Source organism: Oceanitalea stevensii (assembly GCF_014837105.1).
Classification (GTDB): Bacteria; Actinomycetota; Actinomycetes; order Actinomycetales; family Actinomycetaceae; genus Oceanitalea; species Oceanitalea stevensii.
Genome location: NZ_JACSPO010000003.1, coordinates 170646 through 196573 on the forward strand (window position 1 = coordinate 170646; position 25928 = coordinate 196573).

General features: G+C 73.6%; 33 protein-coding genes. 19 read left to right on the forward strand and 14 right to left on the reverse strand.

Annotation, left to right across the window (positions count from 1 at the left end):
• Positions 1–7: 7 nt before the first annotated feature.
• Positions 8–835: an SDR family oxidoreductase gene (locus H9624_RS08420; RefSeq protein ID WP_251839448.1), complete on the reverse strand. Its 828-nt coding sequence runs from the start codon at positions 833–835 to the stop codon at positions 8–10.
• 89 nt (positions 836–924) lie between these two features.
• Between H9624_RS08420 and H9624_RS08425 the strand changes: the two genes are divergently transcribed.
• Complete coding sequence (locus H9624_RS08425) at positions 925–1467, forward strand: TetR/AcrR family transcriptional regulator (protein WP_251839449.1); 543 nt, start codon at positions 925–927, stop codon at positions 1465–1467.
• A gap of 8 nt (positions 1468–1475) precedes the next feature.
• Here the strand turns inward: H9624_RS08425 and H9624_RS08430 are convergent, their stop codons facing one another.
• Complete coding sequence (locus tag H9624_RS08430) at positions 1476–1775, reverse strand: hypothetical protein (protein ID WP_251839450.1); 300 nt, start codon at positions 1773–1775, stop codon at positions 1476–1478.
• Between the two features lie 165 nt (positions 1776–1940).
• Here H9624_RS08430 and H9624_RS08435 point away from each other — a divergent pair, with 165 nt between their 5' ends.
• From H9624_RS08435 to H9624_RS08445, 3 genes are read left to right on the forward strand one after another with little or no spacing between them, the layout of a single operon-like run.
• Positions 1941–2138, forward strand: coding sequence for a ubiquitin-like protein Pup (locus H9624_RS08435; protein ID WP_251303036.1), 198 nt, complete (start codon positions 1941–1943; stop codon positions 2136–2138).
• The gene (gene pafA / locus H9624_RS08440) at positions 2135–3517 is read left to right on the forward strand and encodes a Pup--protein ligase (RefSeq protein WP_251839451.1); all 1383 of its coding nucleotides are present in this window, start codon (positions 2135–2137) and stop codon (positions 3515–3517) included. The genes H9624_RS08435 and pafA overlap by 4 nt, the downstream gene beginning before the upstream one ends.
• 10 nt (positions 3518–3527) lie before the next feature.
• The gene (locus H9624_RS08445) at positions 3528–4391 is read left to right on the forward strand and encodes an FKBP-type peptidyl-prolyl cis-trans isomerase (RefSeq protein WP_251839452.1); all 864 of its coding nucleotides are present in this window, start codon (positions 3528–3530) and stop codon (positions 4389–4391) included.
• On the opposite strand, the gene H9624_RS08450 is transcribed toward H9624_RS08445, so the two are convergent.
• Entirely contained in the window at positions 4388–4765 is a 378-nt protein-coding gene (locus H9624_RS08450; RefSeq protein WP_251839453.1) for a bleomycin resistance protein, read from the reverse strand. The two genes, H9624_RS08445 and H9624_RS08450, sit on opposite strands and share 4 nt — an antisense overlap.
• Positions 4766–4870: 105 nt before the next feature.
• Here H9624_RS08450 and H9624_RS08455 point away from each other — a divergent pair, with 105 nt between their 5' ends.
• Positions 4871–5686: a TIGR02569 family protein gene (locus H9624_RS08455; protein ID WP_251839454.1), complete on the forward strand. Its 816-nt coding sequence runs from the start codon at positions 4871–4873 to the stop codon at positions 5684–5686.
• On the opposite strand, the gene H9624_RS08460 is transcribed toward H9624_RS08455, so the two are convergent.
• The 7 genes from H9624_RS08460 to hisF form a co-directional block, all read right to left on the reverse strand.
• Positions 5659–6213, reverse strand: a complete 555-nt coding sequence (locus tag H9624_RS08460) for a GNAT family N-acetyltransferase (RefSeq protein WP_251839455.1) — start codon at positions 6211–6213, stop codon at positions 5659–5661. The two genes, H9624_RS08455 and H9624_RS08460, sit on opposite strands and share 28 nt — an antisense overlap.
• A gap of 10 nt (positions 6214–6223) precedes the next feature.
• Positions 6224–6925, reverse strand: a complete 702-nt coding sequence (locus tag H9624_RS08465) for a hypothetical protein (protein ID WP_251839456.1) — start codon at positions 6923–6925, stop codon at positions 6224–6226.
• Positions 6926–6969: 44 nt separating this feature from the next.
• Positions 6970–7185 carry a TIGR03750 family conjugal transfer protein gene (locus tag H9624_RS08470; RefSeq protein WP_251839457.1) on the reverse strand — a complete coding sequence of 72 codons (216 nt, stop codon included), beginning with the start codon at positions 7183–7185 and terminating at the stop codon, positions 6970–6972.
• Positions 7186–7297: 112 nt separating this feature from the next.
• On the reverse strand, positions 7298–7969 hold the full coding sequence (locus H9624_RS08475) for a DNA alkylation repair protein (RefSeq protein WP_251839458.1): 672 nt from the start codon (positions 7967–7969) through the stop codon (positions 7298–7300).
• A 61-nt stretch (positions 7970–8030) separates the two neighbouring features.
• Positions 8031–8414, reverse strand: a complete 384-nt coding sequence (locus H9624_RS08480) for a VOC family protein (RefSeq protein ID WP_251839459.1) — start codon at positions 8412–8414, stop codon at positions 8031–8033.
• 49 nt (positions 8415–8463) lie between these two features.
• Positions 8464–9105 (reverse strand): TIGR03085 family metal-binding protein, encoded by a 642-nt coding sequence (locus H9624_RS08485; RefSeq protein WP_251839460.1) that lies wholly within the window; start codon positions 9103–9105, stop codon positions 8464–8466.
• 66 nt (positions 9106–9171) lie between these two features.
• Positions 9172–9942 (reverse strand): imidazole glycerol phosphate synthase subunit HisF, encoded by a 771-nt coding sequence (gene hisF / locus H9624_RS08490; protein WP_251839461.1) that lies wholly within the window; start codon positions 9940–9942, stop codon positions 9172–9174.
• Positions 9943–10013: 71 nt separating this feature from the next.
• On the opposite strand from hisF, the gene H9624_RS08495 reads away from it, so the two are divergent.
• From H9624_RS08495 to H9624_RS08510, 4 genes are all read left to right on the forward strand, one after another.
• Positions 10014–10559 carry a nucleoside/nucleotide kinase family protein gene (locus H9624_RS08495; protein WP_251839462.1) on the forward strand — a complete coding sequence of 182 codons (546 nt, stop codon included), beginning with the start codon at positions 10014–10016 and terminating at the stop codon, positions 10557–10559.
• Between the two features lie 43 nt (positions 10560–10602).
• Positions 10603–10845 carry an SHOCT domain-containing protein gene (locus H9624_RS08500; protein ID WP_251839463.1) on the forward strand — a complete coding sequence of 81 codons (243 nt, stop codon included), beginning with the start codon at positions 10603–10605 and terminating at the stop codon, positions 10843–10845.
• 89 nt (positions 10846–10934) lie between these two features.
• Positions 10935–12824 (forward strand): ABC transporter ATP-binding protein, encoded by a 1890-nt coding sequence (locus tag H9624_RS08505; RefSeq protein ID WP_251839464.1) that lies wholly within the window; start codon positions 10935–10937, stop codon positions 12822–12824.
• Complete coding sequence (locus H9624_RS08510; protein ID WP_251839465.1) at positions 12821–14650, forward strand: ABC transporter ATP-binding protein; 1830 nt, start codon at positions 12821–12823, stop codon at positions 14648–14650. The genes H9624_RS08505 and H9624_RS08510 overlap by 4 nt, the downstream gene beginning before the upstream one ends.
• A gap of 11 nt (positions 14651–14661) precedes the next feature.
• Here the strand turns inward: H9624_RS08510 and H9624_RS08515 are convergent, their stop codons facing one another.
• Complete coding sequence (locus tag H9624_RS08515) at positions 14662–15150, reverse strand: OsmC family protein (protein ID WP_251839466.1); 489 nt, start codon at positions 15148–15150, stop codon at positions 14662–14664.
• A 138-nt stretch (positions 15151–15288) separates the two neighbouring features.
• Here H9624_RS08515 and hisI point away from each other — a divergent pair, with 138 nt between their 5' ends.
• The 5 genes from hisI to H9624_RS08540 are packed head-to-tail and all read left to right on the forward strand — an operon-like array spanning position 15289 to position 18412.
• Complete coding sequence (hisI, locus tag H9624_RS08520; protein ID WP_251303048.1) at positions 15289–15666, forward strand: phosphoribosyl-AMP cyclohydrolase; 378 nt, start codon at positions 15289–15291, stop codon at positions 15664–15666.
• The gene (locus H9624_RS08525) at positions 15663–17219 is read left to right on the forward strand and encodes an anthranilate synthase component I (RefSeq protein ID WP_251839467.1); all 1557 of its coding nucleotides are present in this window, start codon (positions 15663–15665) and stop codon (positions 17217–17219) included. The genes hisI and H9624_RS08525 overlap by 4 nt, the downstream gene beginning before the upstream one ends.
• Positions 17216–17854: a Trp biosynthesis-associated membrane protein gene (locus H9624_RS08530; RefSeq protein WP_251839468.1), complete on the forward strand. Its 639-nt coding sequence runs from the start codon at positions 17216–17218 to the stop codon at positions 17852–17854. The genes H9624_RS08525 and H9624_RS08530 overlap by 4 nt, the downstream gene beginning before the upstream one ends.
• Positions 17855–17894: 40 nt before the next feature.
• Complete coding sequence (locus H9624_RS08535) at positions 17895–18179, forward strand: HGxxPAAW family protein (RefSeq protein WP_251839469.1); 285 nt, start codon at positions 17895–17897, stop codon at positions 18177–18179.
• Positions 18176–18412 carry a hypothetical protein gene (locus tag H9624_RS08540; RefSeq protein WP_251839470.1) on the forward strand — a complete coding sequence of 79 codons (237 nt, stop codon included), beginning with the start codon at positions 18176–18178 and terminating at the stop codon, positions 18410–18412. Before H9624_RS08535 ends, H9624_RS08540 begins: the two co-directional genes overlap by 4 nt.
• Here the strand turns inward: H9624_RS08540 and H9624_RS08545 are convergent.
• Positions 18403–19710 (reverse strand): ISL3 family transposase, encoded by a 1308-nt coding sequence (locus H9624_RS08545; protein ID WP_251839471.1) that lies wholly within the window; start codon positions 19708–19710, stop codon positions 18403–18405. The genes H9624_RS08540 and H9624_RS08545 overlap by 10 nt on opposite strands.
• Before the next feature lie 259 nt (positions 19711–19969).
• Between H9624_RS08545 and trpC the strand changes: the two genes are divergently transcribed.
• From trpC to lgt, 4 genes are all read left to right on the forward strand, one after another.
• On the forward strand, positions 19970–20785 hold the full coding sequence (trpC, locus tag H9624_RS08550) for an indole-3-glycerol phosphate synthase TrpC (protein WP_251839472.1): 816 nt from the start codon (positions 19970–19972) through the stop codon (positions 20783–20785).
• Positions 20782–22074, forward strand: a complete 1293-nt coding sequence (gene trpB, locus H9624_RS08555) for a tryptophan synthase subunit beta (protein WP_251839473.1) — start codon at positions 20782–20784, stop codon at positions 22072–22074. Before trpC ends, trpB begins: the two co-directional genes overlap by 4 nt.
• A complete protein-coding gene (gene trpA, locus H9624_RS08560; RefSeq protein WP_251839474.1) occupies positions 22074–22886 on the forward strand; it encodes a tryptophan synthase subunit alpha in 813 nt (270 codons plus the stop codon). The genes trpB and trpA overlap by 1 nt, the downstream gene beginning before the upstream one ends.
• A gap of 377 nt (positions 22887–23263) precedes the next feature.
• Positions 23264–24241: a prolipoprotein diacylglyceryl transferase gene (gene lgt / locus H9624_RS08565; RefSeq protein WP_251839475.1), complete on the forward strand. Its 978-nt coding sequence runs from the start codon at positions 23264–23266 to the stop codon at positions 24239–24241.
• A gap of 11 nt (positions 24242–24252) precedes the next feature.
• On the opposite strand, the gene H9624_RS08570 is transcribed toward lgt, so the two are convergent.
• On the reverse strand, positions 24253–24783 hold the full coding sequence (locus H9624_RS08570; RefSeq protein WP_251839476.1) for a DUF2231 domain-containing protein: 531 nt from the start codon (positions 24781–24783) through the stop codon (positions 24253–24255).
• A complete protein-coding gene (locus H9624_RS08575; RefSeq protein WP_251839477.1) occupies positions 24780–25214 on the reverse strand; it encodes a DUF4383 domain-containing protein in 435 nt (144 codons plus the stop codon). Before H9624_RS08575 ends, H9624_RS08570 begins: the two co-directional genes overlap by 4 nt.
• A 107-nt stretch (positions 25215–25321) precedes the next feature.
• Here H9624_RS08575 and H9624_RS08580 point away from each other — a divergent pair, with 107 nt between their 5' ends.
• Entirely contained in the window at positions 25322–25813 is a 492-nt protein-coding gene (locus tag H9624_RS08580) for a CinA family protein (protein ID WP_251839478.1), read from the forward strand.
• Positions 25814–25928 lie beyond the last annotated feature (115 nt).

The window sequence follows — 25928 nt, forward strand, 5'->3', positions numbered from 1 at the left end:
GCAGCGGCTAGCGCAGGCCGAGGAGGCGTGCGCCGACGGCGTCGTTGACCCGCGTGGGCAGGACCGCGTTCATGGTGACCATCGCCGTCGCCTGTGCCCCGGCCGTGTAACGGGCGCGGGGGCGTCGGGCGGTGAGCGCTCGCTCGACGACCCGGGCGACGACGTCGGGCGGGACGGTCCGCGTCTGGAGCGTGCCGACGAGCTTGAGCATGCCGCTGATGTGCCGGGCGTACAGCTCGCGGTGGGCGCTCGTCATGCCGTCCTCCATGGCGGCGAGCATCGACTGGATCTCGCGCCACGGGCCGGTGTCGGTGGGGCCCGGCTCGACGACGGAGACAGCGATGTGCCAGGGCCGGAGCTCGACCCGAAGCACGTCCGCGAGTGCCTCGAGCGCGGCCTTGGACGCGCAGTAGGCACCTTCCATCGTCACCGGGGCCCGGCCGCCGGTCGAGGAGATGACGACGATCCGGCCGCCCGCGGCGCGGATCCGGGGGAGCGCCGCCTGGGTGACGGCCACCTGCCCGAAGAGGTTGACCTCGAACTGACGGCGGAGGTCGGCGATGGTGACGGCCTCGACGGGGCCCAGCACGCCGATGCCGGCGTTGTTGACCAGCGCGTCCAGCTGCTCCGGCAGCTGGTCGGCCAGCGCGGCGACGTGCGCCTCGTCAGTGATGTCGAGCTGGACCGGCGTGACCCGGCCGTCGACCGCCCCGAGGCGGTCTCGGCCCGCGGCGTCCCGGACGCCGGCGATGACGGTCCACCCGGCACGTGCGAGGCGGACCGTGATGGCCTCCCCGATGCCGCGGCCGGCTCCGGTGACGAGTACTGACGGCATGATGACCGCCTCCCTGGAGGAACGAGTCGCCCGGTGGCGCTCATACTACGTCCGTAGTGCGCTGGTGTCACTACTCCTATAGTGGCGAGATGACGTCGTCCCGTGACCGAGCGCTGGGCGCCGCCATCGAGCTGGTGGGCACCCAGGGGCTCAAGGCGCTGACGCACCGCCGGATCGACGAGCGGGCGCAGCTGCCCCCGGGGTCGACGTCGAACTACTTCCGGACGCGTGGCGCGCTGATCAGCGCGGTCGCCGAGGCGATTCTCGAGCGGGAGCTCGCGGGGATGGGCGCCACGTTCGCCCCGCGGTCGGCGGAGGACCTCATCGAGGCGCTCGTCGCACTCCTCGTCCGCACGACCGAGGACCAGCGGGTCCAGACCACGGCGAGGCTCACCCTCTTCATGGAGGCCAGCCATGACCCGGCGCTGCGCCAGACCCTCGGGGAGGGCCGGGCGGTCCTCGAAGCGGCGCTGAAGGAGGCGCTGGGCACCCTCGGCGCGAGCGATGCCGGCGCGTCCGCCCGAGCCATCATGGCGTGTGCCGAAGGGCTGATCCTGCACCGCGTCGCCCGCCACGACGACGCCGACGTCCGGCCCGTCGTCGAGCTCGTCGTCCGCGCCGCGCTGAGGTGAGCCGCGACCTAGCGGTGGGGCTCGACGCGCAGCAGCTGGGTCCGCGCGACGACCGCGTCCCTGTCGTGAACGTCCGCGAGCCGCTGCCTCTCCGGGGCCCGCATGTACCCGTCGAGCGCGTCCTCGCTCGGCATCTCGATCATCTGCACCTCGAGCGGGTCACCGTCCTCCCGGTCGCTGACGACGTGCCGCGACACGAGGCGGCCACCGTGCTCGGGCAGCAGCGCCAGCACCTCGTCCTCGAAACGGACGAGGTCGCGGTCCCGTCCGGGCCGTTCCCACAGCAGGACGCACAGGTGGATCGACATGGGCGGCATCCTGCCACCGCAGGGCGCCCCCGGGAGCTCCCGAGGGTGAGGTCGTCGGCGACCACGGTCCCCGAGCGGCCGCGTCCCGTCCGCGCGACGGTCCCGCTGCTCGCACCGCTGCCGATGCGAACTAGGATCGACTGGTAGTCGAGAAGGAGGCACACCATGGCCCGTCAGGAGCAGCAGCGCCGCAGCGAGCGCGAGCCGGAGGAGCCGACGCCGCCGCCGCTGCCCGCACCCACCGGGGCGAGCGCGCAGGCGCAGAGCGCCGAGCTCGACGACCTCCTCGGGGAGATCGACTCCGTCCTCGAGACGAATGCCGAGTCCTTCGTGCGCGGGTTCGTGCAGAAGGGCGGGCAGTGAGCCTCGCTCCCCGCATCGTCGGCGTCGAGACCGAGTACGGGATCACCGTCGACGGCGCGCGCCGTCCGGAGAGCGGCCCGCCGATCGGTGCCGACGAGGCCGCGCGGTACCTCTTCCGCAAGGTCGTCGAGTGGGGCCGCTCGTCCAACGTCTTCCTCCGCAACGGCGGCCGGCTCTACCTCGACGTCGGCTCGCACCCCGAGTACGCGACGGCGGAGTGCGACGACGTGCGCGACGTCGTCGTCCAGGACCGTGCCGGTGAGGCGATCCTCAACGACCTCGCCGAGGACGCCACCGCGCGGCTGGCCGAGGACGGCATCGGCGGGCGCGTCCACCTGCTGAAGAACAACGTCGACTCCGAGGGCAACGCCTTCGGCTGCCACGAGAACTACTTGCTGCGCCGGCGCCGCGACTTCCAGCGGACCGTCGATCAGCTGGTCCCCTTCTTCGTCACCCGCCAGATCCTCACCGGGGCCGGTGCTGTGCGCCAGACCACGGGAGGGGCGACGTACTGCTTCTCCCAGCGCTCGGAGCACCTGTGGGACGCGATGAGCTCGGCGACCACCCGGTCCCGCCCGATCATCAACTCCCGCGACGAGCCGCACGGCGATCCCGACCTCTACCGCCGTCTCCACGTCATCTCCGGTGACTCCTCGGTCGCCGAGACGACGACGCTCCTCAAGCTCGGCATGACGGCCCTGCTCCTCGACCTCGTCGAGTCCGGCAAGCGGGTGGACGACCTCCTCCTCACCGACCCGATGCGCGCGATCCGCGACGTCTCGCGCGACCTCACCGCGACCACCCCGCTCGAGCTCGTCTCCGGTCGCCGCCGCAGCGCCCTGGAGATGCAGGAGGAGTACCTCGAGCGGGTGCTCGCCCACACCTCCGGCATGACCCTGCGCCCCGTGGAGCAGCAGGTCCTCGAGCTGTGGGAGCGCGGCCTGCGCGCCCTGCGCACCGGCGACCACTCGCTCGTCGACACCGAGCTCGACTGGGCCATCAAGGAGCGCCTCGTCGAGCGCTACCGCACGAGCAGCGGCGCGGGGCTCGCCGACGTGCGCGTCGAGCGGCTCCTCCTCGCCTACCACGACATCTCGCCCACGGACGGCCTGGCCGAGAAGCTGCGAGCCCGCGGCCTCATGGCGCGCGTGGCCACGGACGAGGAGATCGAGACGGCGCGGACCACGCCGCCGCAGACCACCCGCGCGAAGCTGCGCGGGGACTTCGTCGCCGCCGCGCAGGAGCGCCGCCGCGACCACACCGTCGACTGGGTGCACCTCAAGCTCAATGACGCGTCCCAGCAGACCGTGCTCTGCAAGGACCCGTTCGCGAGCAGCGACGAGCGGGTGGCCGCCCTCATCGCGGCGATGGGGGCCTGAGGTGCTCCGCGTGCGCGCGTTCGTCGCCGCCCTCCTCGCCGTCCTCGTCCTCGCCGGCTGCTCGGAGGAGCCCGAGGCCCCTGTCGAGGAGCCGCCGACCATCGCCGTGACCGGCGCCTTCGGCCGCCCACCCGTCGTGAGCTTCGAGGCGCCGCTGGAGCTGACGGAGGAGGACACCGAGGTGCTCGTCGATGGGGAGGGGCGCGAGCTGCGCGACGGCGGGCCCGCGCTCATCGCCCTGAGCGCCTACGACGGCGACACCGGCGAGCCGCTTCCCGACCGCGGCACCGGCACCGCCCGCACCCTGCTCCTCACCCCCGAGCAGGTCGGCGAGGACGTCCACCCGCTCCTCGTCGGCACCCCCGAGGGCAGCCGCCTCCTCGTCACCCAGCCGGTGAGCAGCGACGACGGCGAGCGGATGCTCGTCCTCGTCATCGACGTCCTCCACACGGTCGCGCAGGGCGAGGAGCTCGAGCCGGAGGAGGGGATGCCCGCCGTCGTGCAGGACAACGACGGCGTCACCATCACCCTGCCCGACGCCGACCCGCCCGCCGCGCTCGAGGTCGACACCGTCATCCGCGGTGACGGCCACCAGGTGGCACCCGGGCAGGCGATCACCGTGCAGTACCAGGCCGTCACCTGGCCCGGCGGGGACATCTACGACTCCACCTGGGCCGACGGCCAGGTCCCGCGCACGATCCTCGTCAACGACACCTTCACCGGCCTGCGCGACGGGCTCGTCGACCAGACGGTCGGCTCCCGCGTGCTCGTCGTCGTCCCCCCGGAGCTGGGCAACGGGACGCAGACGCTCGTCTTCGCCGTCGACATCCTCGCCGCCTCCGACGTCGAGGAGCGGGACGAGGCGACCGACTAGCCGGCTCCTCCTGCGTCGAGCGGGCTGCCGATCCGGAGCAGGTTGCCGCTGCGGTCGACGACTGCCATCTCGCGCATGCCGTGCTCGGTGGACGTCGGCGGGACGACCCGGCTCCCGGTGGCGGGGTCTGCCTGGATGAGCGGTGCCCACGCGCGGTACAGGGCGTCGGCGTCCTCGACGTAGACGTAGCAGCTGCCGGCCGAGGAGAGCGGGTCGACGTCGGGCTGGTGGGCGAAGTGGAGGCGGACGGTGCCGCGCCCGAGGATGAGGTAGTCCCAGCCCTCCTCGCCGAGGCTCTCGAAGCCGAGCGCCGCGTAGAAGGCGAGCGTCTCGCCGAGGTCGCGGCTCGGGAGGATCGGGACGGCGTGCTCCATGGCGGCAACACACTCGTCCCGTCCGGAGCCTGAATCGCAAAGGCCGTGCCTGCGGCGTCCCGGCACGGCAGGCTGTGACCGGCCTGCCATCGATCGGAGGACGACGTGGATCGACCACCGCCCCCTGACGTGCTCGCCGCCTTCGGCGCGACCGCGTCGCCCGAGCCGCTGCCGGGTGGGCAGCACCGCGCGTGGCGGTCGGGCGACGTCGTGCTCAAGCCCCTGGACGTGCCGGAGGAGGAGCTGCGGTGGCGGGCGGCCGTGCTCGCCGAGCTCGACGGCGCTGCCGGCCTGCGCGTGGCACCGCCCGTGCCGTCCGCGGACGGCGGGCTCGTCGTCGGCGGCTGGACGGCGTGGCGTTACGAGCCGGGCGCACCCCCGCGCGCCGACCAGTACGAGGACGTCATCGCCGCCGGCCGCGTCCTCCACGACCACCTGGCCCGCCACCCGCGGCCCGCGTTCCTCGACGGCCGCGACCACCCGTGGGCGGTGGCCGACCGAGTCGCCTGGGGCGAGCAGGACGTGGACGACGACGACGGTCGCCTGCCCCACGTCCGCACCCTCCTCGAGGCGCGACAGCCGGTGGCGCAGCAGGCCCAGCTCGTCCACGGGGACCTCACGGACAACGTCCACCTCCACCCGGAGCTGGCGCCGCTCGTGCTCGACCTCACCCCGTACTGGCGACCACCGTCGTACGCGACCGCGATCGTGGTGGCTGACGCCCTCGTCTTCCGCGGCGCGGGGCTCCACCTGCTCGAGCGGGTCCGCGCCGATGAGGACGAGGACTTCCCGCAGCTGCTCGTGCGGGCCCTGCTGTTCCGTGCGGTGGCCGACCACCTCCTCGCGCCCGACAAGGACGAGGAGTGGCCCGACTGGTTCGGGCCCGTGTCGCGCTACGTCGCGGACATCGTCCGGGGCTGACTCGGCACCGGCGCTGTCAGGGCGAGGCGGCGGCCCTCCGGCACCGGGTCGGAGCGCAGCCGGCCGTAGATGAGGACGTCGACCCGCTCGCCGTCGACGAGGAACTTCGCCCGCTCCCGTCCCTCGAGGACGAAGCCGGCCGCTGCGGCCACCCGGCCGGAGGCGGGGTTGTTCACCCGGTGTCCCAGCTCGAGCCGTTCGCAGCCCCCGGGACCCAGCGCCCAGTCCGCGACCGTCGCCGCGGCCGCGGCGGTCCAGCCACGCCCACGCCAACCGGCGTGCATCCAGTACCAGAACCACCCGTTGTGGTTCGCCTCGTCCAGCATGATGCCGACGGCCCCCACGAGCCGGTCGTCCGCCACGACGGCGAACACGGGCTGTGTGGCATGGCGCGCGACGTACGCCTCCGCGCCCGCGAGGGTCGTGACGTCCCCCTGCCGGGCCATGTCCACGCTCGAGGTGAAGGCGTCGAGGACGGCGGGGGCATCGGTCTGTCGCAGAGGGCGCAGGAGCGGAGGAGGTGCCACGAGCGGAAGGCTACGGCGTGTCGGGGAACAGCTCCCCGTAGAGGGGCACCAGCTGCGGCAGCGTGTTCCCCAGCATGAGGGCGAGGAGGAAGGCCCAGCCGCCGGTGAGCCTGCGCGTGGCCGGCAGGGCGCCGCTCCTCCACAGCGGGACCGGCTCGACGAGCACGAACACCAGCGCGGCGGGCGGCACGGACCAGAGCAGCCAGAACCACGCCCACCGCGTGGCGAGGCGTGGCGCCCTCCCGCCGACGAGGAGGAAGAGGGCCACGAGGGCCCCGATCCCGTGGAGGTTCCACGTGGTCCCGCCGATCGGGTTGTAGCCCATGACCTCGACCCGGGCTCCCGAGCTCTCGGCGGCGCGGATGATCTCGGCACCCTCGTCCACGCGCGGGCCCGTCTCCGTGGAGTAGTCGTAGTAGGCGTAGCCCGGCCGGCCCTCGCCCTCCCACCTCACCGGGTAGCTGCCGCTGCCGATGCCGGCGGTCTCGGGCCGTTCGACCGTCACCTGGGTGACCTCTCCGGCGTCGAGTGCAGCGAGGAGGTCGTCGACCGTCCGGTGTGCGGGTGTCTGGTAGAGAGCGACCCATCCCACGACGATCGAGATGGCCGCGGCGACCCGGACGACGAGCACCCACGTGCGCTGCTGGGCGGTGCCGAGAGCCTCGACGCCGGTCCATGCCGGGTCCGTCAGCTCCGCCTCGCGCCGCCCCATGCCGACACCCTAGCGGCCGGGCACGCCGGTCCGCCGGTGGCGGGTCAGTCCCGGCTCTCGTCGGGATCCGCGGGATCGTCGCCGCCCTTGGACCAGGCGTTCGCCGGGATCGCTCCGAAGGCGGCACCGAAGGCGACGCCCACGCCGATCAGCGCCCAGTTGTCCAGGAGCAGGGAGAGCACGACACCCACGGGCAGGCCGAGGGCGATGCCGATCGCCATCCGGTTGTCGGTCGCCTCGGGCTGGTCGTCGTCGTCCATGTCCGTACCCTGCCACGGCGGGTCAGGCGAGGCTCACCGAGGACTCGAGCTAGCGCGCGGGTCTTGGAGACGCTCAGCGTCCACCCGCCGGGGCCGCCGGTCTCCTCCACGTCTACGCGGTGCCCTGCCGGCGGACGATCTCGGCGATCCACACGGGGGCGTAGGGCGAGGTGCAGTTCGGGGGAGTGGGGTAGTCCTCGAGCACCCGCAGCCGCTCACCGATCGCCACGGCGCGCGCCCTGTGCTCGGCGTGCGTGATACCGATCTGCGCGAGGCACTCGTTCATCGCCCACTGCAGCCGGGCCGGTGCGTCCTTCATCTCGCGCTCGATGACGTCGAGGAGGCCCGGGAGGTCCAGCCCGTCGGGCTGCTTGGTCACGCGGTGGGTCGTCAGTGCCCAGCCCGCGCTCGCCACCACCGGGTCGGGGTCCTCGAGCCAGGCCCGGCGCAGGTCCTCGACGTGAGGGCTCTTGCGCACGACGTAGGACACCAGCCAGTCGTGGACCTTGGGGCTGCGTGCCTCGCGGAGCATCGTGTCGAGCTCGTCCCGCCCGTAGGCCTTGGGCCGGCTCACGAGGACAGCGAGCAGCCGCGCGGCCGTGTCGTCCGTCCGCCACAGTGCCCGCGCCAGGTCCGGCTGGGTCTTGAGCCGCTTGGCGACGGCGCGCAGCTGGCCGAGGTTGACGCCGTGGTCGTCACCGCGCCGCGCGTTGGCCTCGCGCACCCGGGGGTCCTCGAGGGTCGCCAGCTCGGCCATCACGTCGTCCACGGTCACGTCGCTCATCTGCGCCTCCTGCTCGGGTGGCGCCAGCCTAAGCCGTCCGTCGCTCAGCAGGCCCTGACGGTCATGACGGTCCCGCGTCCGGCGCGCTGTCGTCCTCCAGGTAGACGAGACCGTTGCCGTCCGGGTCGGTGAAGGAGAACATGGGCGGCACGCCGTCCATCCGGACGAGCTCCTCGTTGTGGAGCGTCACCCCGGCCTCGCGGATCCTCGCGTGCGCCGCGGCGGCGTCGGGCGTGCCGAGCCGCACGGCCACGGGGATCTCGCTGTCGGGCGGCAGCAGGACGAGGGCGACCGTCGAGCCCGGCGGCACCACCTCGACGTACCTCGCCCCGGGCCAGACCTCGACGTCCGCGACCAGCTCGCAGCCGAGCACCTCGGTGTAGAACCGCAGGGCAGCGTCCTGGTCGGCCACCGGGACCGACACGCTCAGCACTCTCGTCGTCATGCTCATGCCCGATCAGACCGGGACCGAGCACGGAAGTGAGCGCGGGACCTCAGCCCATCGCGGAGGTGAACGCGGCGACGACGTCCGGCCGGCCCTGGACCTCCACCTCGGCGCGCTCACCACGGCCCATGAGGTACAGCGCGAGGTCCACCGGGTCGCCGACGACGGCCACCGAGTCGGCGCCGCGCTTCACCACGGCACGCGGACCGGATGTGCTCACGAGGACCACCCCCACCGGCGACTTCCGCGCCGCCATCCGGCCCATGAGTGCCAGCTGCTTCCACACGGCGTCGCGCATCTCCTCCGGGAGCCGGCGGGGCGGACGCGGGGAGTCCCCGGCACGGCGCAGGTCCTCGTGGTGGACGACGAACTCGATGAGGTTGGCGGCGTCCCCGAGGAAGCGGGTGGGGCGGAGGCCGTCGGTGCCGAGGAGCTCGTCGACGAGCGCCGCGTAGCCGCCCGGCGTGCTCGCCGCGCGCGACACCTGCGACTGGCGCGGCTCCTCGCTGGGCGCCGGCTTCCTCGTCATGTCGAGGGCGATGACCCAGGGCCGGGTCTCGCGCAGGACGAGGTGGGCGAGCAGGTCCTCACTGCGCCAGCCCTCGCACAGGGTCGGTGCGCCCGGCCCGACCTCCCGGAAGGTCGCGGCCAGCGCCTGGCGCTCCGCCTCGCTCCACCTGGCACGTGACACGTGGGTACTCCGTCCGTTCGAGGGTGGCCTCCGAGGGCCGGGTCTCACGCTAGGTGCAGGGCGCGGTCAGCGCACCGCCACGCCCGCGTCGCGCATGGCGGCCTTGACGTCGTGCACCGTGAGCGTGCCGAAGTGGAACACCGAGGCGGCGAGCACCGCGTCGGCCCCCGCCTGCGCGGCCTCGGTGAAGTGCGCGGCGCTGCCGGCGCCGCCGGAGGCGATGAGCGGCACGTTCACCCGGCCGCGGACGGCCGTGAGCATCTCGATGTCGAAGCCGTCCTCGGTGCCGTCCGCGTCGATGGAGTTGAGGAGGATCTCCCCGGCGCCCCGCTCGGCGGCCTCGACGGCCCACGCGACGGCGTCGATCCCGGTGCCGCGGCGCCCGCCGTGGGTGGTGACCTCGTAGCCCGACGGCGTGGTCGCGCCGTCGCGGCAGCGGCGCGCGTCCACGGACAGGACGATGACCTGTCGCCCGAAGCGCTCGGCGACCTCGCTGAGCAGCTCGGGGCGGGCGACGGCGGCCGTGTTGATGCCCACCTTGTCCGCGCCGGCCCGGAGCAGACGGTCGACGTCCTCCACCGCGCGCACCCCGCCGCCCACGGTCAGCGGGACGAAGATCTCCTCGGCGGTGCGCGAGACGACGTCGAGAGTCGTCGCGCGGTCCTCGGTCGAGGCGGACACGTCGAGGAAGGTGATCTCGTCGGCGCCCTCGGCGTCGTAGCGGCGCGCCAGCTCGACGGGGTCACCCGCGTCCCGCAGGTTCTCGAACTTCACGCCCTTGACGACGCGTCCTGCGTCGACGTCCAGGCAGGGGATCACGCGCACGGCCACACTCATCGTTCCTCCAGAATCACGGCTGCGCAGAGCGTATCCGCCCGCGCCCGGCGCCGGCCGGTACCGTTCGCGGGGTGACCCCCCTCGAGTGCGTCCTCGCCCTGCTCCCGGCGAGCCCGACGCCCGAACGGCCCTTCGTCCTGGCCGTCGACGGCCGGTCCGGCTCGGGCAAGACCGGCCTCGCCGCCGCCGTCGCCGAGCGGGTGCCCGGCGCGCAGGTCCTCGCCCTCGAGGACGCCTACCGCGGCTGGCAGGGGCTGCGGGAGGGCGTGGAGGAGATCGCCACCGGCGTGCTCGCCGAGCTGCGCGCCGGACGCGCCGGCACCTACCGCCGCTACGACTGGGTGCGCGGGGAGCTGGGCGGGACGGTGCGGGTGGAGCCCACCGCCGTCGTCGTCCTCGAGGGGTGTGGCGCCGGCTCGCTGCCCTGCGCGCCCTACGTCGACGCGCTCGTGTGGCTCGATGCGCCCGAGCACGAGCGCCACCACCGCGCCATGGCCCGCGACGACGGCACCTGGCTGGACCAGTGGTCGACCTGGGCCGCCCAGGAGAGCGCGCTGCTCGCCGAGCGGGACGCGCGCGCAGCGGCCGACCTGGTCCTCGACACGTCGACGGAGTAGCGGAACGGGCGCGCTCGGCCTCCCGCGTCGATACCCTGGCCCCATGTCCACCGTCGGTGAGAACGCCCTCCTGCCCGCGACCTATGACGCGGTGTGGTCCCTCGTCCTCGTCGCGGTCCTCGTCGCCGTCACGCTCGTCGCCACCGCCGCGATGCGCGCACTGCGGCAGCGCACCGCCGGGGACACGGTGGCCCGGGTGCAGGCGCTGGCGGCGCTCCACGCGTCCGGAGCGATCAGCGACGAGGAGTACGAGAGTCGCCGCGAGCGGCTGCTCGACCAGCTCTGAGCCCCAGAGGGTGCGCCGAGGGGCGCTGTGCGAGGATTGTCCGCGGCCTTCCTGGCCCGATCGCCGTGTGACCTGAGGAGCAGACCGCCGTGCCGGAGACCACCACCCGGACGCGGCGCTTCGAGCCCGGCCCCGGACCGCGGCCCTACCGCCTGCCCGGCGGGACGCTGCGCCGCTCGCTCACCCTCATGGGCCGCGGCATGCGCGACTCCCCGCGCACCTCGACCCTCGCCGTCGCCAGCTCGGTGCTCTACGGGCTCGGCACCGTCGGGTCGGGCCTGCTGCTCGGCCAGGTGACCGACCGCGTCATCACCCCCGCCCTCACCGGCGACGACGTGCCCACCTCCCACATCTGGCTCGCCGGCCTCGGGCTGCTCCTCGTCGGTCTCGTCACCGCCGCCGCGGTCGCCGGGCGGCGCGTGTGGGCCGGCGCCGCCGTCTACGAGATCCAGGCCGCGCACCGGCTGCGCGTCACCCGCCAGTACCTGCGGCTGCCGATGGCCTGGCACCGCCGCCACCCCGCCGGCCGACTCCTGTCCAACGCGAACGCCGACGCCGAGGCGGCCTCGGGCGTCTTCATGCCGCTGCCCTTCGCCATCGGTGTCGCCGTCATGCTCGTCGTCGCGGGCGGCGCGATGCTCGTCGCCGACCCGCTCATGGGCGTGATCGGCGTGTCCGTGCTGCCCGTCGTCGTCCTCGTCAACGCGGTCTTCCGGCGGCAGATGTCCCCGCGCGTGGCCGCCTCCCAGCGGCTGCGGGCCGAGGTCTCCGACGTCGCCCACGAGTCCTTCGAGGCCTCCCTGCTCGTCAAGTCCCTCGGTACCGAGGCGGTCGAGGAAGAGCGCTTCTCCGCGGTCACCAAGCGGCTGCAGGACGCGAACATCGAGATGGGCAAGGTCCGTGCGGTCTTCGACCCCATCATCGAGTTCCTGCCCTCGGTGGCCACCCTCGCCGTCGTGGCCGTCGGCGCCGGGCAGGTCTCCCGTGGCGCGGCCGACACCGGCGACCTCGTGATGATCGCCTACCTCCTCACGCTCATGACCTTCCCGGTGCGCGCCATCGGCTTCGTCCTCGCCGAGCTGCCCCGCTCGACCGTGGGCCACGACCGCCTCTCCTACGTCGTCGACGCGACGGGCTCGATGCCCGAGGGCGGCGGGCGGCTGGACGGGCAGGGCGGGCTCACGCTCGACGTCGAGGACGTCACCCTCGAGGTGCCCGCACGTCTCGTCCCGGGCGAGATGGGCGAGCAGGCCGGTCCCGACAGCGGCGGGACCGTCGCCCTGCTGCGCGACGTGAGCCTGCGGGTGCCCGCGGGCCGGACCGTCGCCGTCGTCGGCCCCACCGGCTCGGGCAAGTCCACGCTCACCACCCTCGTCGCCCGCCTCGTGGACCCCACCGCCGGGCGCGTGCTGCTCGACGGCGTCGACGTCCGCGAGCTCAGCCACGCCGAGCGCACCCGCCAGGTGGCCCTCGTCAGCCAGTCGACGTTCGTCTTCGACGACACCATCCGCGGCAACGTCGCCCTCGACGATGCCGGCGACGTCACCGACGAGGAGGTGTGGGCCGCGCTGCGCACCGCCCGCGCCGAGGGCTTCGTCCGCGCGCTGCCCGCCGGCCTCGACACGGTCGTGGGGGAGCGCGGCGCCACCCTCTCCGGCGGCCAGCGTCAGCGTCTCGCCATCGCGCGCGCCCTCGTGCGCCGCCCCCGCCTGCTCGTCCTGGACGACGCGACGAGCGCCGTCGACCCCGTCGTCGAGCAGGAGATCCTCGCCGGCCTCGGCGCCGGCAGCGGGGTGAGCGTCCTGCTCGTCGCCTACCGCACCGCGACGATCGCACTGGCCGACGAGGTGGTCCACCTCGAGCGCGGCCGGGTGGTCGACGTCGGCACCCACGAGGAGCTCATGGCCCGCGACCCCGGCTACGTCGAGCTCGCCTCGAGCTACGCCCGCCGCAGCGCCGAGCAGGAGGAGGCCCGATGAGCTCGACGATCTCCGCGTCCTCCGAGCTGGGCGTCGTCGCGACCGTCCGCCGCGGCCTGCAGCTGTCCCCGGCGATGCTCCAGGGCATCGGGTGGACCCTCGCGCTGGCGGTGGTGGCGACCGCGGGCCGCGTCGTCGTGCCCGTCGTCATCCAGCAGGTCACCGACAACGCGATCATGGCCGACGACGGACCGGACGTGCCCGTCGTCGTGCGCGTGGCGCTGCTCGCCCTCGCGTTCATCCTCCTCGCCGGGCTCGCCAGCTCCGCCGTCAACATCCGGCTCTTCCGGGCGAGCGAGCGCGGCCTGGCCCAGCTGCGTACGCGCACCTTCCGCCACGTCCACGACCTCTCGGTGCTCACGCAGAACGCCGAGCGGCGCGGCTCGCTCGTCTCGCGCGTCACCAGCGACGTCGACACCGTCTCCCGCTTCGTCCAGTTCGGCGGGCTCCAGCTCATCCTCAACATCGGCCAGCTGCTCATGGCGACGGTCGCGATGCTCGTGTACTCCCCGCTGCTCGCGCTCGTCGTGTGGCTGTGCTTCACGCCGATGTTCGTCCTGGCCCCCCGGGCGCAGCGGATCATCTCCCGCGCTTACGGCGCGGTGCGGGTCAAGGTGGGCGTCATGCTCGGGGCGATCTCCGAGTCGATCGTCGGCGCCGAGACGATCCGGGCCTACGGTGCCTCCGAGCGGACCCAGCGCCGCATCGACGACGCCGTCCAGGACCACCGGGCCGACGCGATCAAGGCGCAGACCTTCACGGCCCTCGCCTTCTCCACCGGCATGGCCTTCTCCGCGCTGGCGCTCGGCGCCACCGTGGTGACCGGGACCTTCCTCGCGCTGAACGGGCACCTCACGCTCGGGCAGCTGCTCGCGTTCCTCTTCCTCGTCCAGATGTTCACCGGGCCGGTCCAGAACGCGACCGAGATGCTCAACGAGCTGCAGAACGCCGTCGCCGGCTGGCGCCGCGTCATCGCCGTCCTCGAGACCCCCCTCGAGATCACCGACCCGGCAGCCCCCACCCCCGGCGGAACCCCCACCCCCGCCGACAGCCGGATCTCGCCCGCCGGCCGGGACGCCGACGGCGGTCGGGCGGCGTCCGTCGAGTTCCGCGACATCCGCTTCGCCTACCCCGGCGGCCCGGAGGTGCTCCACGGCATCAGCCTCACCATCCCGCCGGGCACCTCGGTGGCGATGGTCGGGGAGACCGGCTCGGGCAAGACGACCCTCGGCAAGCTCCTCACCCGGCTCATGGACCCCACGGACGGCCAGGTGCTGCTCGACGGCACCGACCTGCGCGAGCTGCCCCTCGCCACGCTCCGCAGCCGGGTGGTGCTCGTCCCGCAGGAGGGGTTCCTCTTCGACAGCACGATCGCCGAGAACATCGCCTACGGGCGCACGCCCCACCCCCGCGCGGAGGTCGAGGCCGCCGTCTCCGAGCTCGGGCTCACCGACTGGCTCGCCACCCTCACCGACGGTCTCGACACGCACGTCGGGCAGCGCGGGGAGTCGCTGTCGGCCGGGGAGCGGCAGCTCGTCGCCATCGCGCGGGCCTACCTGGCCGACGCGGACCTGCTCGTCCTGGACGAGGCGACCTCCGCCGTCGACCCCGCGACGGAGGGCCGCATCAGTCGGGCGCTGTCGCGCCTGCAGGCGGGCCGCACGTCCGTGGCGATTGCGCACCGGCTCTCGACGGCGGAGGCGGCGGACCTCGTCGTCGTCGTGGACGCGGGGCACGTCGTCGAGGTCGGGCACCACCGCGAGCTCGTCGCCCGCGGCGGTGTCTACGCCCGGATGCACGCGAGCTGGGTCCGCCAGACCCGCTGACCCTGCCGACGTCAGGCGGCCTGGACGACCCAGGTCTCCTCGATCGGCACGCCCGCGTCGCGGACGAGGTTGAACAGCGGGCAGCGGCGCAGGACCTGGGCCTTGAGCTCGCCGAGCTCCTCCTCGGGGACGGCGGTCGTCAGCGTGATGGTGAGGGTGAGCGTCTGGAAGTGCGGGGAGACGTCGGCGGTGCCGGCGAAGCCGCGGATGTCCAGGGTCCCGGTCGCCTCGGTGGCGACGCCGTCGACGGCGATCCCCAGCTCGGCGGCCACCGTCTCGACGACGACCGTCACGCACCCGTCGAGCGCGCCGAGGACGTACTCGATCGGGTTGGCGCCCTCGTCGGTGCCACCCAGCGAGGGCGGCTCGGCGACGACGAAGCCGAACTGGCGGGCCGAGACGGCGGTGGACAGCGAGCCGGCCGAGCGGCCGGTCGCGGTGAAGGACGCGAGCCGGGGCGTCGGGTCGGTGGTCGGCGTGGTGGCGGTGGTCGTGGTCATCGTGCTCTCCCTGTGGTCGGTGCTGGTCCTCGGACGCTAGGAAGCGCCCGCCCCGGCCACCCGCGCGCACCGGCCACTGAGACCCGCGCCCCACCCCGTCCCGCCCGGTGAGACGTCCTTGTCTGGCAAGATCGACGGGTGTCCAGCCTCGATCCCACCATCGCCGCCCGGCTCAAGCGCGACAGCACCGGTCTCGTCTGCGCCGTCGTCCAGGACGACTCCACCGACCAGGTCCTCATGGTCGGGTGGATGGACGACGAGGCCCTCGCCCGCACCCTCACCACCGGCCGCGCCACCTACTGGTCGCGCTCCCGCCAGGAGTACTGGCGCAAGGGCGACACCTCCGGCAACGTCCAGCACGTGCGCTCCGTCGCGCTCGACTGCGACGGCGACGCGCTGCTCGTACGCGTGGAGCAGGTCGGTCCGGCGTGCCACACCGGCACCCGCACGTGCTTCGAGGCGGGCGGCGACCTCGGCGCTGTCGTCGGCGACACCGCCGCGGGGGACCCGGCGTGAGCGCCCCCGAGTGGGGCACGACCTCGCCGGACCTGCCCACCTTCCGCGAGCTCGCCACCGACCGCCGCGTCATCCCGGTCGTCCGCCGGCTCCTCGCCGACGACGTCACGCCCGTGGGCCTGTACCGCCAGCTCGCCGCCGGCCGACCCGGCACCTTCATCCTCGAGTCCGCCGAGCACGGCGCCTGGACCCGGTGGTCCTTCGTCGGCGTCCGGTCCCACGCCACCCTGCTGTCCCGCGGCGGCCGCGCGTCCTGGCTCGGTGAGGTCCCGGTGGGCGTGCCCACCGAGGGCCCGGTCCTCGACGTCCTGCGCGAGACGCTGCGCGTCCTGCACACCCCGGCCCTGCCCGGCCTGCCGCCGCTCACCGGCGGGCTCGTCGGCTCGCTCGGCTGGGACGTCCTGCGCCAGTGGGAGCCGCGGCTGCGCGCCAACGCGCCCACCGAGCTCGACGCCCCCGAGGTCGCGCTGTGCCTCGCCACCGACCTCGCCGCCGTCGACCACTCCGACGGCTCCGTCTGGCTCATCGCCAACGCCGTCAACTTCGACGACACCGACGAGCGGGTCGACCAGGCTCACGCCGACGCCGTCGCCCGGCTCGACGCCATGCAGGCCGCGCTCCTGGAGCCCGTCACCAGCCACGCCGCCGTCACCGCGCCCGACGCGCAGGAAACCGCGGAGCTGCGCTACCGGACCACCCGCGAGGACTTCGAGAGCGGGGTCCAGGCGGCCAAGCAGGCGATCCGGGACGGGGAGGTCTTCCAGCTCGTCCTGTCCCAGCGCGTGGACGTCGACTCCCCGGCCGCCCCGCTCGAGGTCTACCGGGCGCTGCGGACGATCAACCCCAGCCCGTACATGTACTACCTCGAGCTGCCCGACGAGCCGGCCGAGGGGCGATCAGCAAGCTTCGCCGTCGTCGGCTCGAGCCCCGAGACGCTCGTCAAGGTCACCGACGGCACCGTCGTCACCTTCCCGATCGCCGGCTCCCGCCCGCGCGGCGCGCACGCGGAGGAGGACCACGCGCTGGCGGAGGAGCTCCTCGCCGACCCGAAGGAGCGCTCGGAGCACATCATGCTCGTCGACCTCGCCCGCAACGACCTCGTCAAGGTCTGCGAGCCCACCACCGTGGAGGTCGTCGAGCTCATGGAGGTCAAGCGCTACAGCCACATCATGCACATCTCCTCCACGGTGACCGGCCGTCTGCGCGAGACGTCGACGGCGTTGGACAGCCTCGTCGCGACCTTCCCCGCGGGCACGCTCTCCGGCGCGCCCAAGCCGCGTGCCATCGAGCTGATCGACGACCTCGAGCCCGCCCGCCGCGGCATCTACGGCGGCACGATCGGCTACCTCGACTTTGCCGGCGACGCCGACATGGCCATCGCGATCCGCACGGCCTACATCCGCGACGGCGTCGCGAGCGTCCAGGCCGGGGCCGGGATCGTCGCCGACTCCGTGCCGGAGCTCGAGTACGAGGAGTCCCGCAACAAGGCCGCCGCCGCCCTCCGGGCCGTCCAGGTCGCCTCGGCCCTGCAGCCCCTCGCGGAGCAGGGATGACGACGGCGGAGGGCACGACGCGGGGCCGGCCCCCGGTGAGCCGGGGACGCGCCGTCGTCGTCGTCCTCGTCCTCGGAGCCGTCACCTTCGGCCTGGCGCTGCTGCCGTGGGCGAGCGCGACGGTGCCCACGGTGCTCGCCGAGCAGACCGTCACCGTCACCGGCGGGGACGCCGCGCCCGCCACCACCGCCACCGGCCTGGCCGTCCTCGCGACCGCCCTGGCCGTGGCGCTCGGGGGCCGGTGGGTGAGCCGGCTGTGCGCCGTCGCGCTCGTCGCCCTCGGTGCGCTGCTCGCCGCCGCGTCGGTCGGCTTCCTCCTCGACCCCCGGCCCCCGCTCCTCGCGGCCGCCGCCGCGGTCAGCGGTGTGCGCGAGATCTCAGCCGAGCCCTCCACCACCCTCTGGCCCTACCTCGCGGTCGTGGCGGGCGTGCTCGTCGCGGCCTCCGCCGTCCTCGTCCTGCGCGCCGCGAGGACGGCGACGGCGGGCGGGCGGCGCTTCGAGCGCGCACCCGCGGTGGGGGAGCGTCCCCGTCCCACGCCGGACACCGCGGCGCGGGACGAGCGGGTCCGCGCGATGGACGACTGGGACGCGCTCGGGCGGGGCGAGGACCCGACCGAGCCCGAGCACCGATAGGCTGGCCCGCAGACCACGACCGTTTGAGAGGACGCGAACCATGGTGCAAGACGGCACGAGCCGCGACTACGACCTGCCGCCGGTCGCCCCGTTCCACAACGAGGGCAAGACCGTCGCCGGCTGGGTGATGTTCTGGGGCGTGTGCCTGGGTGCGGTGGTCGTCGCCGTGGGCATGATCATGTGGGAGATGTGGGTGCTCGCCGTCGGCGCCGCGCTCCTCGTGCTCGCGCTCGTCGTCAGCGGGGTCCTCAGCGTCATGGGGATGGGGCAGCCGCGGAACCGGGAGAACCCGCCGCAGGGCGGCGAGCACAACTGGTACTCGTGAGCGAGCCCTCCACGGAGGGCAACCGCCACGGCACCTGGTCGCTCACCCTGGGCGTCCTCGGACTTCTCGCGCTGCTCGCGCCGGCGGCGACCGCCGTCGTCCTCCTCGGGACGGTCGTGAGCATCACCGCCGTCGTCCTCGGCGTCAACGGCGTCCTCGCCGCGTCCGGCGGACGGGCGACCAACCGGCCCCAGGCGGTGGCGGGCATCCTGCTCGGGGCTCTTCACAATTGAGGGTGTAGTCGGTGCCTGAAGCCGCCGGTCTCGAGCAGTGATCTGGCGATGTAGTTGGTGAGGTTGCGGAAGCCGAGGGCGGAGCCGCGTAGGTGCTCGAGTCGTCCGTTGATCGCTTCGGTGGGGCCGTTGCTCGTGCCGGGGCGGTCGAAGTAGGCCAGGACGTCGGTGGCGCGTTTCTTCAGGGTGCGTCCCAGGGTTCGGAGTTCGCTGAGCGCGGCGGGAACGCCGGCGCTCAGTGAGGTGATGAGTTCGGTCATGAGTGCTCGGCCGGTCGCGCGGTCCGGGGCGCGGTAGGCGGTGATCATCTGCTGGTAGACGCCCCAGGTGGCCTCGACCTGGACGTGCTCCTCGACGGCGAACAGCGCCTTGAGCCGGGACTGCTGCTTCTCGGTGAGCAGCTCGGCGCCGGTGTGCAGGGTGCGAAGAGCGCGGTAGAGCGGATCGGCAGCCCGTCCTCGGTGGCCGTGGAGCTCTTGCTGGACGCGGCGGCGGCAGCGGTCCATCGCGTCGCCGGCCAGGCGCACGACGTGGAAGGGATCCATCACCGCCATGGCCTCGGGCAGTTCCTCGGTGGTGGCGGTCTTGAACCCGGTGAAGCCGTCCATCGCCACCACCTCCACGCCCTGGCGCCAGGTCTCGCCGCGATCCTTCAGCCACTGCTTGAAGGCTTGCTTGGATCGGCCCGGGACCATGTCCAGCAGCCGCGAAGGGCCAGTTCCCTCGCGGATCGGGGTGAGGTCGATGATGACGGTGACGTACTTGTCCCCGCGGCGGGTGTGGCGCCACACGTGCTCATCGACGCCCACGACCCTCACGCCGTCGAACCGGTCCGGATCGCTGAGGAGCAGGCGCCTGCCCTCGGCCAGGACCGCGGCGTTCGCGGTGTTCCACGACACGCCCAGGCCCTCGGCCACGCGCGCGACCGTCAGGTGCTGGCACACGATCGCCTCCAGGGCCCAGCGCAGCCCGCCGCGGGAGATCGCCGCCCGCGGCTCGGCCGCTGCGGTGGTGTCCTGACGCCACACGTGCCCGCACCCGGTGCACCGGTAGCGGCGCACGGTGATCAGCAGCGTGGTGGGGCGCCAGCCCAGCGGCTCGTGCGCCAGCTGCCGGGTGACGGTGTCGCGCGGCACGCCCTCGCAGCCGCACCGTCGACACCACTCGTCGGCCGCAGTGACTCGGCAGGCGAGCACCGCGCGGTCGGGCTCGAGCAGCTGGCCGATGACCTCCAAGCCGAGGTCGTCCAGGCGGGCGAACGTGGTCAGGTCAGGGCGCGTGAAGGTAGCGTCGAGCATGTCGAGGTCTTTCGGGTGGCTGGCGTAGGAACCTCCATCATCGGAAGACCTCGACCTCTACCCAGCGACCGACGCGCCCACTACCTCTACACCCTCATCTGCGATGAGCCCTGCTCGGGACCGTCGGGTCGCTGCTGTGGCTGCTCGCCGTCGTCGGCATGGTCGTCGGCGTGTAGCACCCGCCCGCCAGCCGGACGGTGGGCTGGCGAGTGTCCCGTGGCACCTACGATGAAGGTTGGAACCAGGGGAGGGAGACACCGTGACGGTCCTGGAAGACATCGTTGCCGGGGTTCGTGAGGACCTTGCCGAGCGTGAGGCGCGCGTGCCGCTCGACGCGCTCAAGGAGCGTGCCCAGCAGCAGCCGGGCGCCAAGGACGCAGTCGCGGCGCTGCGCGGCGGCGAGGCGGCCGTCACGGTCATCGCCGAGGTCAAGCGCTCCAGCCCCTCCAAGGGCGCACTCGCCGACATCGCCGACCCCGCCGGGCTGGCCGTGGACTACGAGGCCGGGGGCGCCAGCGCCATCTCCGTCCTCACCGAGCGCCGCCGCTTCGGCGGCTCCCTCGAGGACCTCGCCGCCGTGCGCGCCCGGGTGGACGTGCCCGTCCTGCGCAAGGACTTCGTCGTTACGCCCTACCAGGTGTGGGAGGCCCGGGCCTACGGCGCGGACCTCGTCCTCCTCATCGTCGCGGCCCTCGAGCAGACGGTGCTCACCTCGCTCGTCGAGCGCGTCCACTCCCTCGGGATGACCGCCCTCGTCGAGGCGCACGACCGCGAGGAGGCCAGGCGCGCGGTCGACGCCGGCGCGCAGGTGGTCGGGATCAACGCCCGCAACCTCCACACCCTCGAGGTCGACCGCTCCGTCTTCGGCAACGTCGTCGACGTCGTCCCCGAGGGCCTGATCCGGGTTGCCGAGTCCGGCGTCCGCGGCCCCCACGACGTCCTCGACTACGCCCGCGCCGGTGCGGACGTCGTCCTCGTCGGCGAGGCGCTCGTCACCCAGGGCACCCCCCGCCAGGCCGTGGCCGACATGGTCGCCGCCGGCGCCCACCCGGCCCTCCGGTCGGTGCGCAAGTGAGCCTGAGCCAGGCCGAGGGGCCCTACTTCGGTCGCTTCGGCGGACGCTTCGTCGCCGAGGCGTTGGTCGCCGCGCTCGACGAGCTCGACGTCGCGTGGCGCGAGCTGCGCGAGGACCCGGCCTTCCAGGCGGAGCTGAACGAGCTGCACCGCACCTACACCGGGCGCCCGAGCATCATCACCGAGGTGCCGCGCTTCGCCCAGCATGCCGGCGGCGCGCGGGTCATCCTCAAGCGCGAGGACCTCAACCACACCGGGTCCCACAAGATCAACAACGTCCTCGGGCAGGCGCTGCTCACCCGCAAGCTCGGCAAGAAGCGCGTCATCGCCGAGACCGGTGCCGGCCAGCACGGTGTCGCGACCGCCACCGCGGCGGCGCTGCTCGGCCTGGAGTGCGTCATCTACATGGGCGAGGAGGACGTGCGCCGCCAGGCGCTCAACGTCGCGCGCATGGAGCTGCTCGGCACCACCGTCGTGCCCGTCTCCAGCGGCTCGCGCACCCTCAAGGACGCCATCAACGAGGCCTTCCGCGACTGGGTGACGAACGTCGAGACGACGAACTACGTCTTCGGCACCGCCGCCGGGCCCCACCCCTTCCCGGGGCTGGTCCGCGACCTGCAGAAGATCATCGGCGAGGAGGCGCGGGAGCAGGTGCTCGAGCTCACCGGCTCCCTGCCCGACGCCGTCGTCGCCTGCGTCGGTGGCGGGTCCAACGCCATCGGCATCTTCAACGCCTTCCTCGACGACGACGGCGTGCGCCTGGTCGGCTGCGAGGCGGCCGGTGACGGCGTGGAGACGGGCCGTCACGCCTCCTCCATCACCGCCGGCACGCCCGGCGTGCTCCACGGCGCGCACACCTTCCTCCTCCAGGACGAGGACGGGCAGACGGTGGAGTCGCACTCGATCTCCGCCGGGCTCGACTACCCCGGCGTGGGCCCTGAGCACGCGTGGCTCGCCGAGGCCGGCCGCGCCGACTACGTCCCCATCGACGACGCCTCCGCGATGGAGGCCTTCCGCCTGCTGTGCCGCACCGAGGGCATCATCCCGGCCATCGAGAGCGCGCACGCGCTGGCCGGGGCCATCCAGATCGGCAAGGCCGCGGCGGACGCCGGCGAGCCCGCCCCCACCATCCTCGTCAACCTCTCCGGTCGCGGGGACAAGGACGTGGAGACGGCGGCGGCGTGGTTCGGGCTGCTCGACGACGAGTCGGCAGCGAAGCCGCAGGACGAGGCGAAGACCGGCTCCGTGGACGGCGCCGGCTACGAGGCGACGGGCAGCGTGGAGAACTGATGGACCAGCAGACGACCTCCCGCCGCGGCTCCGCCGCGGCCATCGACGCCGCCCTCGCCGAGGACCGCAAGGGCCTGGTCATCTACCTGCCCGTGGGCTTCCCGACCGTCGACCGGTCGGTCGCCGCCGCACGGACCGCCGTCGCCGCCGGGGCCGACGTCGTCGAGCTCGGGCTGCCCTACTCCGACCCGGGCATGGACGGGGAGGTCATCCAGCACGCGACCACCCAGGCGCTGGCGCAGGGCACGCGGATCACCGACGTGCTGCGCGCCGTCGAGGAGGTCGCCGAGACCGGCGCCGCCGTCCTCGTCATGACGTACTACAACCCGGTGCTGCGCTACGGCGTCGAGCGCTTCGCGCGCGACCTCGCCAGCGCGGGTGGCGCCGGGCTCATCACGCCCGACCTCATCCCCGACGAGGCCGGCCACTGGGTCGCGGCCGCCGACGAGCACGACCTCGACAAGGTCTTCCTCGTCGCCCCCAGCTCCACGGACGAGCGTCTGGCGATGACGGCCGAGGCCTCCCGCGGCTTCGTCTACGCGGCCTCGACCATGGGCGTCACCGGGGTGCGGTCCGCCGTGGACACCCACGCCCGCGAGCTGGTTGCCCGCACCCGCGCCGCCGGCGCGCAGCGGGTCTGCGTGGGCCTGGGCGTCTCGACGGGGGAGCAGGCCGCGGAGGTCGCCGAGTACGCCGACGGCGTCATCGTCGGCTCCGCGCTCGTGCGCACCCTGCAGGACCCCGACGAGAAGGCGGCCCTCTCGGCCCTCGGCACCCTCGTCGAGGACCTCGCCGCCGGCGTCCGCCGCTAACCCGCCCCCCGGCCCCCGGCTCCCGCGCCGACAGCTGGATCCCGCCCGTCCCCGCCGCCCCCCTCCGGCGCCGACAGCTGACCTGTTACCCACCCCCGCCCCGTCAGCGCCCTCTTCCGGCGCCGACAGCTGACTTGTTACCCGTCCTCGCCCCGTCAGCGCCCTCCTCCCGCGCCGACAGCTGACTTGCTACCCGTCCCCGCCCCGTCAGCGCCCTCCTCCCGCGCCGACAGCTGGATCTCGCCCGCCCCGCGGTGACCCCTCCGGCGCCGACAGCTGACTTGTTACCCACCCCCGCCGCTGACCGCTGAGCTGTTCGCGACACCCAGCCCACGGCGTCGGGAATCGGCCCAAGCCGGGCACGTTACGCTGCCCGGGTGCTGATCCTCCCCGCATCGATCCCGAGCCCCTCCCAGGCCGAGTGGTTCCTCGGGCCGTTCCCGCTGCGGGCCTACGCCCTCGCCATCGGGCTCGGCATCGTCGCCGCCTGGTGGATCCTGGACCGCCGCTACACCGCCAAGGGCGGTCCGCGCGACACCGCCATCGACGTCGCGCTGTGGATGGTGCTCTTCGGGATCGTCGGCGCCCGGATCTACCACGTCATCTCCTCCCCGGACGCCTACTTCGGCGAGAACGGGAACCCCGCCCGGATCATCGAGATCTGGAACGGCGGCTTGGGGATCTGGGGTGCGATCGCCGGCGGCGCCGTCGGGGCAGCCATCGCGATGCGTCGCCGCGGCCTGCGTCTGGCGCCCTTCGCCGACGCCCTGGCCCCCGGCCTCCTCGTCGCGCAGGCGATCGGCCGCCTGGGCAACTACTTCAACCAGGAGCTCTACGGCGCGCCCACCACCCTGCCGTGGGGCCTGGAGATCGACGCCGCCCACCGCGTGGCCGGCTACACCGACCCCAACCTCCTCTTCCACCCCACCTTCCTCTACGAGATGGTGTGGAACCTCGCGATGGTCGGCGTGCTCCTGTGGGCCGAGCGCCGCTTCCGCCTGCGCCACGGCCGCGTCATGTGGCTCTACGTCATGCTCTACACGCTCGGCCGCGTGTGGATCGAGTACCTGCGCATCGACACCGCCGAGACCGTGCTTGGTGTGCGCCTCAACGTGTGGACCTCCGTCCTCGTCTTCCTCCTCGCCCTGGCGATCTTCGTCCGCATCGGGCGGCGTACCCGCGGGCAGGAGGAGGAGATCTGGCTCCCCGGCCACGCTCCCGCTGAGGAGGGGACCGACGCCGTCGAGAACGACGACGCCACAAGCGCCGAGGGCGACGACGACGACGCCACCACCGGCGACGGCGACGACGACGCGACGCCGGCCCCCGCCGAGGACCGCCGCGGCGAGGGCTGAGGCGTCCCGCGTCAGCTGAAGGTGCTGCCCACCTTGCGTCCGATCGCGAGGTGACCGCCGAGGGCGCCACCCGCGCCCATCGCGAGGGTGCCGAGCGTGCTCAGCGTCAGCCCCGCCTTCTCGCGCCCCGAGCGCCGCGCCAGCCAGGAGCTGGCGAACATCACGGCGGCGGCACCGTTCGCGGCCGCGTGCACGACGCCGGTGCGCCGGTCCTCGCGCTTGCCCGTCCGCGCCCACTCGGCCCAGCCCGTCACCGCCGTCGGGACGGCCGCGAGGACGCCCAGGCCCACGAGCCGGCGGGCGGCGTCGCGCGAGGTCGGCATCGTGAGGTCGAGGACCACCGAGCTGGTCCACAGCCCGATCGGCAGGTCGGTGAGGATGGGGTGCAGCGCGTGCCCGAGCTGCTTGCCGAGCAGGAGGTCACGGCGCCCCGGCGAGGCAATGAGCTGCTGTGCCGGGCCGGACAGGCGGGAGACCAGGCCGTCCAGTCGCTCATCCTTCTCGATGACGGCCGCCAGGCGGGCTCCGAGGGACTCGCTCAACGGTCGGCCCCCGTCGCGGCGGTGCGGTAGGGGAGCAGGGCCACGAGCAGACCACCGATGACAGAGGCGAGGTGCAGCCAGTTGTCGGCCCAGTTGATGTTGAGGAAGTTCGCGTCCGCGTTGTCGACGACGAACAGGCCGTAGACGAAGGCGGCGCCGTAGCCGATGACGAGCAGCCAGCCGAAGGTGCGGGCACCGCTCGCCGTACGCCACAGGACGACGCCGAGGAGCCCGATGAGGAGGTGGACGACGTTGTGCGCGGGGTTGATGGCGAAGCCGAGCAAGGTCTGGCTGTGGTCGTGCTCGGTCCAGCCGTCGAATCCGGTGACGGCGAAGCCGGCGATGCCGACGACGAGGTAGACCGCTCCGATGAGGAGCGCGAGCCACTGGTGGGTCCCGCGCCGCGGTGCGGGGCTTCGGGTGTTGGACATGTCATCCTCCAGCACTGGTCGGGTGCCGCCATGATCGTGGTCGAGGCCACGGGGCGCATCCCGGGCCAGCGGATGCCGCAGCGGCCCGCCCCCGTGAGAATCGCCCCATGGCTACCTCCCCCCACATGGCCGGCGACGCCGAGCAGCTCGCCAAGACCGTCTCCGAGCGCGCGAGCGAGCGCGGCGTCACCGTCGCCACCGCCGAGTCCCTCACGAGCGGACAGATCGCCGTCCACCTCGGCGCCGCACCCAACGCCGGCAGCTGGTTCTCCGGCGGGGCCGTCACCTACACGGTCGAGGCCAAGCAGAAGGCGCTCGGCGTCCCCGACATCCCCGTCATCAGCGAGGAGTGCGCCCGGGCGATGGCCGAGGGTGCCGCGCGTGTGCTGGGGGCGGACTGCGCCGTCGGGGTCACCGGCGTCGGCGGGCCGGACCGCCAGGAGGACCAGCCGGTGGGCACGGTGTTCATCGCGATCCACACGCCCGCGGGCACGACCTGCGAGGAGCACCACTTCGACGGCGACCCGCAGGAGATCCTCGACGCGACGACGACGCGCGCGCTCGAGCTCCTGGGCGCCGGCCTGGAGGACGCGGGGTAACAAGTGAGCTGTCGGCGCGTCGGGGTGGGCGGGATCCGGCTGTCGGCGCGTCGGGGTGGGCGGGATCCGGCTGTCGGCGCGTCGGGGTGGGCGGGATCCGGCTGTCGGCGCGTCG

Coding starts and splice junctions, on each gene's coding strand:
- H9624_RS08420 (WP_251839448.1), bottom strand. CDS start 835: ATGCCGTCAGTACTCGTCACCGGAGCCGGCCGCGGCATCGGGGAGGCC.
- H9624_RS08425 (WP_251839449.1), top strand. CDS start 925: ATGACGTCGTCCCGTGACCGAGCGCTGGGCGCCGCCATCGAGCTGGTG.
- H9624_RS08430 (WP_251839450.1), bottom strand. CDS start 1,775: ATGTCGATCCACCTGTGCGTCCTGCTGTGGGAACGGCCCGGACGGGAC.
- H9624_RS08435 (WP_251303036.1), top strand. CDS start 1,941: ATGGCCCGTCAGGAGCAGCAGCGCCGCAGCGAGCGCGAGCCGGAGGAG.
- H9624_RS08450 (WP_251839453.1), bottom strand. CDS start 4,765: ATGGAGCACGCCGTCCCGATCCTCCCGAGCCGCGACCTCGGCGAGACG.
- H9624_RS08465 (WP_251839456.1), bottom strand. CDS start 6,925: ATGGGGCGGCGCGAGGCGGAGCTGACGGACCCGGCATGGACCGGCGTC.
- H9624_RS08470 (WP_251839457.1), bottom strand. CDS start 7,185: ATGGACGACGACGACCAGCCCGAGGCGACCGACAACCGGATGGCGATC.
- H9624_RS08475 (WP_251839458.1), bottom strand. CDS start 7,969: ATGAGCGACGTGACCGTGGACGACGTGATGGCCGAGCTGGCGACCCTC.
- H9624_RS08480 (WP_251839459.1), bottom strand. CDS start 8,414: ATGACGACGAGAGTGCTGAGCGTGTCGGTCCCGGTGGCCGACCAGGAC.
- hisF (WP_251839461.1), bottom strand. CDS start 9,942: ATGAGTGTGGCCGTGCGCGTGATCCCCTGCCTGGACGTCGACGCAGGA.
- H9624_RS08500 (WP_251839463.1), top strand. CDS start 10,603: ATGTCCACCGTCGGTGAGAACGCCCTCCTGCCCGCGACCTATGACGCG.
- H9624_RS08510 (WP_251839465.1), top strand. CDS start 12,821: ATGAGCTCGACGATCTCCGCGTCCTCCGAGCTGGGCGTCGTCGCGACC.
- H9624_RS08515 (WP_251839466.1), bottom strand. CDS start 15,150: ATGACCACGACCACCGCCACCACGCCGACCACCGACCCGACGCCCCGG.
- H9624_RS08530 (WP_251839468.1), top strand. CDS start 17,216: ATGACGACGGCGGAGGGCACGACGCGGGGCCGGCCCCCGGTGAGCCGG.
- H9624_RS08535 (WP_251839469.1), top strand. CDS start 17,895: ATGGTGCAAGACGGCACGAGCCGCGACTACGACCTGCCGCCGGTCGCC.
- H9624_RS08545 (WP_251839471.1), bottom strand. CDS start 19,710: ATGCTCGACGCTACCTTCACGCGCCCTGACCTGACCACGTTCGCCCGC.
- trpA (WP_251839474.1), top strand. CDS start 22,074: ATGGACCAGCAGACGACCTCCCGCCGCGGCTCCGCCGCGGCCATCGAC.
- H9624_RS08575 (WP_251839477.1), bottom strand. CDS start 25,214: ATGTCCAACACCCGAAGCCCCGCACCGCGGCGCGGGACCCACCAGTGG.
- H9624_RS08580 (WP_251839478.1), top strand. CDS start 25,322: ATGGCTACCTCCCCCCACATGGCCGGCGACGCCGAGCAGCTCGCCAAG.